Here is an 11894-nt window from a genome sequence, read left to right as displayed (position 1 = left end):
GGGACTGAAAGCGTGCGCGTAAACTGATGCGGAGCGAACCGCTCTCCTCGCGCCTCTCCGATACGATTGCCGTCACGCGCGTACTGTGCGTGCTCGGCATCGTCTATGTCCACGCGTGGACGGGTCTCGGCGGCGCTGAACTCACGACCGCCGCCGGGACGGGCCAAGGCATGTTCCGCCTTGTACTGATGGAGGTGTTCGGCCGCAGCGCCGTGCCGCTGCTCGGCATGATCTCGGGCTATCTCGTTGCGGGCGCGGCAATTCGGTCGTGGCGCACGTTCCTTGAACGCAAGGCGCGCACGATCCTGCTGCCCATGGCGCTGTGGAACGCGCTCGCCATCCTGCTGGTCTCGGGCACGGCATGGCTCGGTTTCCTGCGGGCACCGATTCCCGAAAGCCTCTGGTGGCTGATCGACGAGCTGTTCTCGATCCTCACCCCCAATCACATCAACGTGCAGACGCCATTTCTGCGCGATCTCTTCGTTTGCATGGCGATGGCGCCGCTGCTGCTCCGGCTGCGCGGACCGTGGCTGACGGGCACGATCCTGCTCGTTGCGGCGTGGGGCGTCTCGGGCTGGTTCTTTCCGCTGATGCTGAGACCGCAGATCCTGCTGTTCTTCCTGCTCGGCATCGCCGCACGCCGCCACGACCTTGGCGCGCGCATCGCCGGGGTGCCGTTCACTGCGGCGATCGCGCCGTTCACCGCCATCGCCGTCATCAAACTGATCGTCAGCGTGCCCGTGCCCGGCGGGACCGTGATGTCGCCGGCACTGATGCCGCTTCTCGATCTCGGCCTTCGCCTTGCCGCGGCCCTCGCCTTCGCGCGCATCGCGTGGGGCCTTGCCGCGCGGCCCGCGATGTTCCGCTGGCTGGAACCCTACGCCTTCTTCCTGTTCTGCTCGCACATGATCCTGATCTGGCTTTCGACGCCGCTGTTCGAGGCATTGACCGGCCCGCTCGGATCGCCCGCCTATCCGCTCCTCCTCCTCGTCCATCCACTGCTCGCGCTCGGCTTTGCGCTCGGCCTCGGCCAGGTACTGATGCTGCTTGCGCCTCGCACGGCTGAAATTCTGAGTGGAGGGCGGTTGAAAGGTGAAAAACAGAGTGCAGCCGCAATTCGCGCGGCGTCTTGAAGATACCGCAACGGCCCACAATTTTTCGCTCTGTACAGGTGACGGCGCAGCCTTCGCCTGTATAAGATCATAGAAACTCAATTCGAAATCGAAATGCGAGGCGCGTGCATCACGACAACCTGATCCTCATTCTCGTCGGCGGCTTCGTGCTTGCCTTTCTGTTCGGGATGCTGGCGAACCGGCTGAAACTTTCGCCGATCGTCGGATATCTTGTTGCCGGTGTGGTCGTAGGACCCTTCACGCCGGGCTGGGTCGCCGACCAATCGCTCGCGCCTCAGCTTGCCGAAATCGGCGTCATCCTACTGATGTTCGGCGTCGGCCTGCATTTTTCCCCCAAGGAACTGATGCGCGTTCAGTCGATCGCGCTGCCGGGTGCGATCGCGCAGATCGCCGCCGCCACGGCGCTCGGCTGGGGCACGGGAATGCTGATGGGCATGTCCGGGCCGGAAGCGGCGATTTTCGGCTTCTCGCTCTCTGTCGCATCGACCGTGGTGCTGCTGCGCGCGATCGAAGGCAGGGGACAGCTGAAAACCAGCATCGGACAGATCGCGGTCGGCTGGCTGCTCGTCGAGGACATGGTGATCATCGTCGCGCTCGTGCTGCTGCCGCTGCTAGCGGACATGGGGAGTATGGGCGGCGGCGCGGCCGTGGCCCGCGAAATCGCGTGGACCTTCGCCAAGATCGCAGCCTTCCTCGCGCTGATGTTCGTGGTGGGTGTGCGTGCCATGCCGACGATCCTCGTGTGGATCGCGCACACGCGCTCGCGCGAGCTGTTCACGCTCGGCGTGCTCGCCATCGCGCTCGGAATCGCCTGGCTCGCCTATGCGGTGTTCGGCGCCTCGTTCGCGCTCGGCGCCTTCGTCGCGGGCCTCGTGCTGAACAGTACGCCGCTCGGCCACAACGCCGCGGAGCGGTCGCTGCCGCTACGCGATGCCTTCGCCGTGCTGTTTTTCGTGTCGGTGGGGATGCTGTTCGATCCTGCGACACTGATCCGCGAACCGATCGGCGTGATCGCGACGCTCGCGATCATCCTGATCGGCAAGTCCATTGCGGCCGTGGCGGTAACCAGCCTGTTCAAACGCGAACGGGGCGAAGGCCTTACGATCGCGGCGAGCCTCGCGCAGATCGGCGAGTTCTCGTTCATCCTCGCCGGGCTCGGCGTGACCCTTGAACTGATCTCGCACGACACGAACAACCTCATCCTGGCGGCAGCGCTGCTTTCGATCGCGCTCAACCCGTTCATGTTCAAGCTGGCGGACCGGCTTGCGAAGCGTGCTGAACCGACGGAAACGCCCGCTTAAGATTGTTTCGGCCGCAGGGTCATATCCGCGGTCGGCACGAAGCGCTCTTTGGCGGGCTGACCGAAGAGTGCATACATGTAGTTCGCAGCCTGAAACTGGCCGGAGACGCGGCACCGACCATCTTCGGTCTCAGCCTCCTCTCCACGCACCTTTTTGAGCAGCGTAGCGTCGCACTTCGGCAACTGCGCGTGGAACACGCCGTCCTTGTGCCTGTCGACCCACATAAAAACCGCCAGGCCTTCCGTCTTCACGACCACAAGCCAGTTTTCAGGCCGCAGCAGGGCGTCGGCCTGCAGCACAAAATCATCACCCTTGTGAGTCATGATCATCTCGGCATCGCCATGCCGGATCGTGACGTCAGAACAGCTGTTCTTGTGCGTTTCGCAAAGCTGATAATTACCAGCGGGAACAGGCATCTCGCGGCTTGATTTGACCATCTCATAGGATGGGTAGGTCTCCAGACAGGCTGTGAGAGGCAGCGCGCCGAGGAGGGCGAACATTCGAACCCATCGCACCACGCTTCAATCCTTCGCCATCAGATGCTCCGCCAGCGCCTGATACGCCGGAAGCGACGTCGGATCAAAGTTCACGTTGCCCGCCATCGGATGCGAGGCGAAGCGGCCGATGACCATTTCAGCCTTCGGATCGATGTAGATCGCCTGTCCGTGGATGCCGCGCGCCGTATAGGCGCCGTGTGCGTTGTGGCTGACCCACCACTGGTTCCGGTAGCTCCAGCCCGGCAGCGTCGCATAGCCGGCGCTTGCGAAATCTTCCTTGCGCCCGCCGCGCACAATGTCGGCGATCGCGGCTTCGGGCACGATCTGCTTGCCGCCCATGCGCCCACCAAGCCGCATCAGCTCGCCGAAGCGCGCGAGATCGCGCAGGCGCATGTTGAAGCCGCCGCCCGCGAACGGCGTGCCGACCGGATCGACCTGAAAATAACCGTCCGCCTCTGCCCCCATCGGCGCCCAGATCCGCTCGGAAAGCTGCTCGGTGAAGGGCTTGCCGCCGACGCGCGAGACGATCCAGCCGAGCACATCGGTGTTGACGGTGCGATAGGTGAAACCTTCGCCGTGATTGCCCGCCTTCTTCACCGTGGCGAGATAGGCGTAATCGCCGTTCGGTCCCGCGTAATCCGCCGGGCGCGGCCCCGCCCCGATCGCCGCGACGTAGCCCGCGAACGAGGAGTTCGGGTCGCCGTACTTCTCGGTGAAGTCGAGGCCGGTCGTCATGTCCATCACCTGCCGGACGGTGGCGTCGCCGAAGCCGCTGTCTTTCAGTTCGGGCAGATAGAAGGCCACGGTCCTCGCCGGATCGATCTTGCCCTCCGCGACCAGCATGGAGGCGAGCGTGCCGACGAACGACTTGGTGACGGAAAAGGCGATGTGCTCGCCTTCGGGCTTCAGCGCGCCGAAGTAGCGTTCGTAAACGATGCGCCCCTTGTGAAGCACGACGATGCCGTCCGTGTAGTTGGCGGCCAGCGATGCGGCCCATGTCATCGGCGCCGTTCCGCCGATCGGCGTGAACGTCACGCCATCGATGTCGCTGCGCTCCGCGCGCGGCAACGCGCTCACCGGCCCTGCCCCGCGCGACACGCCCACGCTCGGCATCAGTTCGCGCCAGTGCGAGAAGCTCCAGCGCCACTGCGGGAAGGTGAAGAAGCTGTAATCGCTGAACGCGACGCGCTTTTCGGGCGGCGGCGGCGAACCCTGCATCCAGCCGAGCTTTACGGGATCACTGGCGGCGGCGTCAGGAAATGCGGGCTCAGCGTGCGCAGATGCGGCAAGGACCGCCGCAACAAGGGCGATACCGGTCATGGTCTTCATGGTGTTCCTCCCCAGGAAACAGGAAGGCTATGAAAACAAACCCCTTCCCACAAGCCGGGAGGTTTGAGAGGTATTCTCAGCAGGCGCCCGTGCGCTTGCCGCTGATCTTGGAGGTCATCCGCATGTTGCCGCGCGGACCTTCCACGACCATCACGTTGGTCGAGTCATAGGTGGTTGCGCTGTAGGTGCCGTGCATCGTCATGGTCATCTTGCCCTGCGGCCCCTTGCACTGCATCGCAGCGCTCAGCCTGCCGCCCGCCATGCTGAACTTCGTGTATTCGCACTCGCCGTTGTCGCCCTTGAACATCTGGCGCGGGTCTTTGGCCGCCTGTTCGGGCGTCAGGCAATAGCTGTGATTGATCGGGCGCTTCTTCATCATCGCCAGCGCCTCGGGCGGCATCCCCGGCATGTCGATGGACGTGATCGTACCGCTCGAGGCCCATTTGCCGGGCGAGAGAGCGTTGCCCGCGAAGGCAGCCAAAGGCACCGCCGCGCTTGCTGCAAGCAGGAGCCTGAACCCGGCGCGCATGAGGAAACCCTTTGTGCGGAAAAATGACGCCCGCAATTATAGTGCGGGCGTCATCAAGGTAAAGATAACAGGCTGTTAACCGTGAAATATCATGAGCGCGGTTTCAGCAGTTCGAGCGTCGCCGAAACCATCGCCTCGGTGCCGAGCGTCACCGCCGGCTCCGGCGCGACCTTGAACAGCGGCGAGTGGTGCGAGGGCACCGGCGGTCCGCCCGCCTTCGCCGCGTCGAACGCCGCCTGCGGCGTGCCGCCCACCCCGAAGTAGTAGCCGGGCACCTTGAGATCGGGCTGCACGAAGAACGCAAAATCCTCCGCGCCCATCGTTTCCTGCACGAACGGGATCATCACATCCGGCCCAAGATCGCGCGCAAGGGCCGCGTTCATGCGCCTGGCGAGCGCGGTGTCGTTGATCGTCGTGGGCGTGCCCTCGCTGACCTTCACGTCCGGCAGCTTGTCCTCCGCGACGCCGTTCGCCCGCGCGACGTTCTTCGCCACGCGTTCGATCGCGGCGATCAGCTGCGCGCGCGTCGCCTCGTCGTTGGCGCGCACGGTGAGCTGAAGATCGGCCCGGTCGGAGATGATGTTGTGCTTGTGCCCGGCATGGAACGCGCCGACGGTGATGACAGCGGGCGACAATGGCCCAACCTCTCGGCTGACGATCGACTGCAGCGCCACGACGATCGCGGAGGCGATGTAAACCGGGTCCTTGCCCGCGTGCGGCGCGGCGCCGTGCGCTCCGACGCCGTGCACCGTGATATCGACGCTGTCGGCCGACGAATATTGCAGGCCTTCGGACGCGCTGATCTTGCCCGACGGCAGGTTCGCGGCGACGTGGAAGGCGACCGCGTAGTCCGGCTTCGGAAAGCGCGTGTAGAGCCCGTCGGCGAGCATCGCCTTTGCGCCGCCCACGCGCTCCTCGGCGGGCTGCACGACGAACAGGACCGTGCCCTTCCATCTGTCCTTCATCGCGGCAAGGCGGCGCGCCGTGCCCACCATCGACGTGATGTGCGTATCGTGACCGCAGGCGTGCATCACCGGGTAAACCTGCCCGTCGAGGCCTTTCTGCGTGACCTTCGAGGCATAGGGCAGCCCCGACTTTTCCTCGACCGGAAGCCCGTCCATATCGGCGCGCAGCAGCAGCACAGGGCCTTCGCCGTTCTTCATCACGCCGACGACTCCGGTGCCGCCGACGCCCGTCGTGACGGTCGCGCCGGCTTTCTTCAGCTCGGCGGCCATGCGCTTCGCCGTCTCGGTTTCGAGATAGGACAGCTCCGGGGTCTGGTGGAAATGCGTGAAGAGCGGGCCGAGGTAGGCGTCGTAGTCTGCCTTGATCGCCGATTTCAGCGCCGGGTCCGCAGCGGCGGGACCGGCCATGATCGTAACGGCCGCGGCCGCGAGCAGAAGGCGCTTCATGCGGCGCCTCCAATACGGAACACGCAAAGCTTGTTGCCGTCGGGATCGCGGAAATAGGCGCCGTAGAACGCCTGCGGCCCCTCCTCTCCGCGAATGCCGGGCTCGCCTTCGTCGGCGCCGCCGAGCGCGCGGGCTTTCGCATAGACCGCGTCTACCTGCGGGCGGCTTCCCGCGACGAGCGCGATCATCGTGCCGTTGCCAACGGTTGCAGCCTTGCCGTCGTAGGGCGGGGTCACTGCGAGCATCGGCGCATCATAGCCCGTGCCGTACATGGTGAAGCCGTTGTCGAACGCCATCAGGCGCTTGGCGCCAAATTCCCCGAGCAGCGCGTCGTAGAAGCCGCGCGCCTTTTCGATATCGTTGGTGCCGACGGTTGCGTAGCCGAGCATGAGTCCCTCCCGTTTTCAAAGGATACGAGAGGCAAGGCTAGCAAGGCGCGAAGCGGACCGCCAGCCGGTCCGCTTCCAAAAAGCATCAGCAGGTGCCGCTGATCTTTCCGCTGATATTGGAGCGCACCGTCAGGTCGCCGGTCTTGGTCTTGAACACGGACGTGTTCGAACCGGAATAGATCGTGCCGTTGTAGGTGCCGTTGAACGCGATGCTCGCGTCGCCGTAGAGCCCGCCCGTGCACTGCGCCGTCGCGGCCACGCGGCCGACGCGAACCGCGAAGTTCGAATATTTGCACGTGCCGAACGCCGCGCCGATCACGGATTTGATCTCGCTGTTCCCGGGCGCTTTCGCGGCGCAGACGCTGTGGCTGATCGGCATGGCCTTCAGTATCTTCTGCGTCTCCGCATCCGCGCCCGGCCCTGTTACGGAGACGATCGTTCCCGTCGTCGACCACAGCGATTTTCCCGCCGCCTCTGCGCCCGCCGGCACAAGCGCCGCGGCAAGGATGCCAGCGAATTTTACAGTACGCATCATTTTACAAGACCCCTTGTTACACAACCTCAGCAGTTGCCGCTGATCTTCCCGCTGATCACCGACTTCACGTAGACATCACCGCCCGTGTTCGGGAAAACCGCATTGTTGGTGCCCGAATAGCTCGTCGCCCCGCGCGAGCCGACGAAGTCCGCGTCCATCGGGCCATAGCTGCCATCGCACTTCATCGTTGCGCGAATGGTGGTCTTGGCGAGGCCGAACTTCGAGAAGGTGCATGATCCGAACGTGTTGCCGATCGCGGTCTGGATATCCGCGGCCGTGGGGCTGCGCGCCATGCAGGTCGTGTTTGAAAGCTTCTGCTGCTTGATCGTTTCGATCTGATCGGCGGTGAGACCGGCTCCGGACACACTGACGATCGACCCGGTCGTTACCCAAAGCGCATTTTTGGAGGTCGTCGCCTTCGGCGCGGCAACGGCTGACGCGGCAACAAGCGCAATAAAGGCACCGGCAAACAAACGTTTCATCTCTAAAGACCCCTTATCGTTCACCAGAGGCCGACCGACTCAAGGCACACGGCGCCCATCTGGCATTTCGGCCCTACGCCCCCCATAGTTAAGCAATGACAAACATCCGGATTCGCACGTCGCTGACCGACCCTTCGGAGCAGCCCGTGTTCCAGCCCCATCGTCCCGAGCGCCCGGAGAAGTCCGAAGGCGGCCGGCGGTTCGAGCTGGCGAGCGATTATCAGCCCTCGGGCGACCAGCCGCAAGCGATCGAGGAGCTGGTTTCGGGCATAACGGCCGGAGACCGCGACCAGGTGCTGCTCGGCGTCACGGGATCGGGCAAGACCTTCACGATGGCGAAGATCGTGGAGGCGCTGCAGCGTCCGACGCTCGTCCTCGCCCACAACAAGATCCTCGCCGCGCAGCTCTACGGCGAGTTCAAATCGTTCTTCCCGAACAACGCGGTCGAGTATTTCGTCAGCTACTACGACTATTACCAGCCGGAGGCCTACGTGCCCCGATCGGACACGTACATCGAGAAGGAAAGCTCGGTGAACGAGGCGATCGACCGGATGCGCCACTCGGCGACCCGCGCGCTGCTTGAGCGCGACGATGTGCTGATCGTCGCCTCGGTCTCGTGTCTCTACGGTATCGGCTCGGTCGAGACCTATTCGGCGATGACCTTCAAGCTCAACAAGGGCGAGAGCGTCGATAACCGCGAACTCATCCGCAAGCTCGTCGCCCTGCAATACAAGCGCAACGACGCGAACTTCGTACGCGGCAGCTTCCGCGTGCGCGGCGACAGCCTGGAAATCTTCCCGAGCCATCTTGAAGACATGGCGTGGCGGATCAGCTTCTTCGGGGACGAGATCGAGGAGATCGCCGAATTCGACCCGCTGACCGGCGAGAAAGGCGCACGGCTCGATACGGTGAAGGTTTACGCGAACTCTCACCACGTGACGCCCGGCCCAACGCTGAAGCAGGCGACGATCGCGATCAAGGCGGAGCTTGCCGAGCGCCTGAAGGAGTTCGAGGCGGAAGGAAAGCTGCTCGAAGCCCAGCGGCTGGAGCAGCGCACCAATTTCGACCTCGAAATGATCGCCGCCACCGGAAGCTGCGCGGGCATCGAGAATTATTCGCGCTTCCTCAGCGGCCGCCTGCCCGGCGAGCCGCCGCCCACGCTTTTCGAATACCTGCCCGAAAACGCGCTGCTGTTCGTGGACGAAAGCCACCAGACGGTGCCGCAGATCGGCGCGATGTCGCGCGGCGACTTCCGGCGCAAGCTGACGCTCGCCGAATACGGCTTCCGCCTGCCCTCGTGCATCGACAACCGCCCGCTGAAGTTCGACGAGTGGGACGCGATGCGCCCGCAGTCCACCTTCGTTTCAGCGACGCCCGGCCCATGGGAGATGGAACGCACGGCAGGCGTTTTCACCGAACAGGTGATCCGCCCGACCGGCCTCGTCGACCCGCCCGTGGAAATCCGCCCCGTGGAAAGCCAGGTCGACGACCTGATCGGCGAAATCCGCGAGACGACCGCGGGGGGTTATCGCACGCTCGTCACCACGCTCACCAAACGCATGGCCGAGGATCTGACCGAGTTCCTGCACGAGGCGGGCATCAAGGTGCGCTACATGCACTCCGACGTGGAGACGCTGGAGCGCATCGAGCTGATCCGCGACCTGCGCATGGGCGTCTATGACGTGCTCGTCGGCATCAACCTGCTGCGCGAGGGGCTGGATATCCCCGAATGCGGGCTGGTGGCCATCCTCGACGCCGACAAGGAGGGCTTCCTGCGCTCCGAAACCAGCCTCGTGCAGACGATCGGCCGCGCCGCGCGCAACGTCGACGGCCGCGTCATCCTCTACGCCGACACCATCACCGGCTCGATCGAGCGCGCGCTCGCCGAAACGGACCGCCGCCGCGCCAGACAGGTTGCCTACAACGAAGCGCACGGCATCACGCCGCAAACCATCCGCAAGAACATCGGCGATATCATCGCGCATGTGACGGACAAGGCCGACCGCGTGACGGTCGACATCGACGAGGAGACCCCGCACCTCGTCGGCCACAACCTCAAGGCCTACATCGCTGACCTCGAAGAGAAGATGAAAGCCGCCGCCGCCGACCTCGAATTCGAAACCGCCGCGCGTATCCGGGACGAGATCAGGAAGCTCGAAGCCTCGGAGCTTGGGCTACCGGCGGATTTACAGGTGGCGAGACCGAAGGGCCGGGCGATGGAAGGCAAGCCGGGCACGCGGAAGACACGGTTCGGGAAGACGCGGCCGCGGAAGATGGGGATTTGATCGGTAGCTGAGTCTTTTCGGGTGAAATCAACGGCGTGACCCTACCCCTCCACCAGCAACTTGAGACGCGCCAAACGCTGGCGCCATGCTGCTTTCAGCCGTTCGAACTCCGCCTCCGCTGAAGCGAGTCCATCGGCATCGAGTACCCACACATGCTCGCGGCCGCGGATCGTGCCCTGAACCAGCCCGGCGCCTTCCAGCACCTTGAGGTGCCGTGTCACGGCCTGACGCGTGACGCCTGCGCCGCTGCTGAGGTCGCTGATCGAGGCTTCGCCGCGCGCTGCCAGCGTTTCCACGAGGCGGAGGCGCTGTGCGTCGCCGAGGGCGGCAAATTGCGTGGCGCGATCGGATACGCGTTCAGCCTGCGCTTTCAAGGTATTTCCTCAGCGATGCCGCCTGTTCGAGCCAGCCGTTGACGTTGTCGCGGAATACCGAGGGTCGCCGCGCCGCGTTGATCGCGTCGAAGCCGGTTTCGGTGACGGTGAGCATCGTGCCTTCCGCGTGCGGCACGAGATCGAAGGCGGTCGTCGTCTTCGGTTCCTTCGTATAATCGAGGCTGTGATCCACCCACCCCGGATGCCAGCGCCACACGAGGCGGCAGGGCGGTGTCATCTCGACGATATCGACCGTGAAGCGTTCGCCGAGGCAGGTCATCGAGACCGTGCGCCCTGCCGCGAACGGCGCGTCCAGCTCGCTCGCGAACCATGCGCCGAATTCCGTCGCATCCGTCAGCGCGCGCCATACGCGTTCGGGTGTCGCAGCCAGATAGACGCGCTGTTCGATCCTGTCGGTGTCGGTCATGCCCGCCTCCTTTTCATGCAATCATTTTGTTGCACGTAAGCACTCATCACGCAACCGATTCGTTGCACGAAATCGTCAGCTGCCCAAGCGCAGTGCGTTTCGATAAAATCGCATGTGGGGAGGACGGATCATGACAGAGACGGTTTTCGGCGAGCGGATGCTCATCACGCGCGGGGCCATCGCCGTGACCACGCGCGACAGCAGGCCGCTGCCGGAGGTGGGCGATGGCGACGTGCTCTTCGCCGTCCACCGCATCGCGCTTACGGCGAACAACGTCACCTATGCGGCGGCGGGTGAGATGCTCGGCTACTGGCGTTTCTTTCCGGGGCCCGAGGGCAAAGGCGTCCTGCCCGTGTGGGGGTTCGGCGAGGTGGTGGAGAGCCGCGCGCCGGAGTTTGCTGTGGGCGACCGCTTCTACGGATACTGGCCGCTCGCGACGCATCTTCTGGTGCAGGCGCCCGTATCGACCCCCGGCGGCTTTACCGACGCCGCGCCGCACCGGCAGGGCCTTGCCGACATCTACAACCGCTACAGCCGTGTGGAGCCGCGCCTTGCGGGCGAGGAAGGGCTCGATGCGCTGTTCCGGCCGCTGTTCATGACCGGGTGGCTGATCGACAGCTTCCTTGAAAGCGCGGGTGATTTCGGGGCCGAGCAGGTGATCATGTCGAGTGCTTCATCGAAAACCGCGATGGCGGCAGCGTTCAACCTTTCGAGGCGCGGCGCGGTGCTGATCGGGCTGACCTCTGCGGCGAACCGGGCTTTCACCGAAAGCCTCGGCTCCTATACCCAGGTGCTCACTTACGATGACGTCGACACGCTGGAGCAGAAGCCCTCGGTATACGTGGATTTCGCGGGCGACCGCGCGCTGACGCAAAGCGTACACGTGCGACTGGGCGACGCGCTGAAACACAGCGCCATCGTGGGCATGACGCACTGGAGCCACGGCGGCGACACGCCCCTCCCCGGCCCCACGCCGACCTTGTTCTTCGCGCCCGCGGTCGCCGAAACAACGCTCGCGAAGCTCGGCCCTGCCGGTTTCGCGGACGTGACTGGGCGCGCATGGGCGAAGTTCGTGCCCGCCGTGCGGGAGAAGCTCGCGATCGAGACGCTGGACGGCCTCGATGCCGCCGAAGACGTCTACCGCGACCTTGCGGCGGGCAGGATCGGCGGCGCGTCGGCGATCGTGGTGGAACTGGACTGA

At 64.6% G+C, this 11894-nt stretch carries 13 protein-coding genes; 4 read left to right on the top strand and 9 right to left on the bottom strand.

Annotation, left to right across the window (positions count from 1 at the left end):
• Positions 1-26: 26 nt before the first annotated feature.
• The gene (locus ACE3TJ_RS00235; RefSeq protein ID WP_374592692.1) at positions 27-1133 is read left to right on the top strand and encodes an acyltransferase; all 1107 of its coding nucleotides are present in this window, start codon (positions 27-29) and stop codon (positions 1131-1133) included.
• Positions 1134-1237: 104 nt separating this feature from the next.
• A complete protein-coding gene (locus tag ACE3TJ_RS00230; RefSeq protein ID WP_374592690.1) occupies positions 1238-2434 on the top strand; it encodes a cation:proton antiporter in 1197 nt (398 codons plus the stop codon).
• Here the strand turns inward: ACE3TJ_RS00230 and ACE3TJ_RS00225 are convergent.
• The 7 genes from ACE3TJ_RS00225 to ACE3TJ_RS00195 all read right to left on the bottom strand — a co-directional run bounded on the left by ACE3TJ_RS00225 (position 2431) and on the right by ACE3TJ_RS00195 (position 7607).
• Positions 2431-2934, bottom strand: coding sequence for a hypothetical protein (locus tag ACE3TJ_RS00225; RefSeq protein ID WP_374592688.1), 504 nt, complete (start codon positions 2932-2934; stop codon positions 2431-2433). The two genes, ACE3TJ_RS00230 and ACE3TJ_RS00225, sit on opposite strands and share 4 nt — an antisense overlap.
• Before the next feature lie 21 nt (positions 2935-2955).
• Positions 2956-4260 carry a serine hydrolase domain-containing protein gene (locus ACE3TJ_RS00220; RefSeq protein WP_374592686.1) on the bottom strand — a complete coding sequence of 435 codons (1305 nt, stop codon included), beginning with the start codon at positions 4258-4260 and terminating at the stop codon, positions 2956-2958.
• Between the two features lie 76 nt (positions 4261-4336).
• Complete coding sequence (locus ACE3TJ_RS00215; protein ID WP_374592684.1) at positions 4337-4789, bottom strand: DUF3617 domain-containing protein; 453 nt, start codon at positions 4787-4789, stop codon at positions 4337-4339.
• Positions 4790-4878: 89 nt separating this feature from the next.
• Complete coding sequence (locus tag ACE3TJ_RS00210; RefSeq protein WP_374592682.1) at positions 4879-6201, bottom strand: amidohydrolase; 1323 nt, start codon at positions 6199-6201, stop codon at positions 4879-4881.
• Positions 6198-6590, bottom strand: a complete 393-nt coding sequence (locus ACE3TJ_RS00205) for a VOC family protein (protein ID WP_374592680.1) — start codon at positions 6588-6590, stop codon at positions 6198-6200. Before ACE3TJ_RS00205 ends, ACE3TJ_RS00210 begins: the two co-directional genes overlap by 4 nt.
• 85 nt (positions 6591-6675) lie before the next feature.
• On the bottom strand, positions 6676-7125 hold the full coding sequence (locus tag ACE3TJ_RS00200; protein ID WP_374592678.1) for a DUF3617 domain-containing protein: 450 nt from the start codon (positions 7123-7125) through the stop codon (positions 6676-6678).
• 26 nt (positions 7126-7151) lie between these two features.
• Positions 7152-7607 carry a DUF3617 domain-containing protein gene (locus ACE3TJ_RS00195; protein WP_374592676.1) on the bottom strand — a complete coding sequence of 152 codons (456 nt, stop codon included), beginning with the start codon at positions 7605-7607 and terminating at the stop codon, positions 7152-7154.
• Positions 7608-7702: 95 nt separating this feature from the next.
• Here ACE3TJ_RS00195 and uvrB point away from each other — a divergent pair, with 95 nt between their 5' ends.
• Entirely contained in the window at positions 7703-9892 is a 2190-nt protein-coding gene (uvrB, locus tag ACE3TJ_RS00190; RefSeq protein WP_374592674.1) for an excinuclease ABC subunit UvrB, read from the top strand.
• 41 nt (positions 9893-9933) lie between these two features.
• On the opposite strand, the gene ACE3TJ_RS00185 is transcribed toward uvrB, so the two are convergent.
• Positions 9934-10266 (bottom strand): ArsR/SmtB family transcription factor, encoded by a 333-nt coding sequence (locus tag ACE3TJ_RS00185; protein ID WP_374592672.1) that lies wholly within the window; start codon positions 10264-10266, stop codon positions 9934-9936.
• Entirely contained in the window at positions 10250-10693 is a 444-nt protein-coding gene (locus ACE3TJ_RS00180) for an SRPBCC family protein (RefSeq protein WP_374592670.1), read from the bottom strand. Before ACE3TJ_RS00180 ends, ACE3TJ_RS00185 begins: the two co-directional genes overlap by 17 nt.
• A 130-nt stretch (positions 10694-10823) precedes the next feature.
• Between ACE3TJ_RS00180 and ACE3TJ_RS00175 the strand changes: the two genes are divergently transcribed.
• Positions 10824-11894 (top strand): DUF2855 family protein, encoded by a 1071-nt coding sequence (locus tag ACE3TJ_RS00175; protein ID WP_374592668.1) that lies wholly within the window; start codon positions 10824-10826, stop codon positions 11892-11894.

Origin of the sequence: Sphingosinicella sp. (assembly GCF_041916975.1) — a bacterium.
Lineage (GTDB): Bacteria > Pseudomonadota > Alphaproteobacteria > Sphingomonadales > Sphingomonadaceae > Sphingosinicella.
The sequence above is the reverse complement of the archived record's forward strand: the minus strand, read 5'-3'. Positions and strand labels throughout refer to the sequence as shown.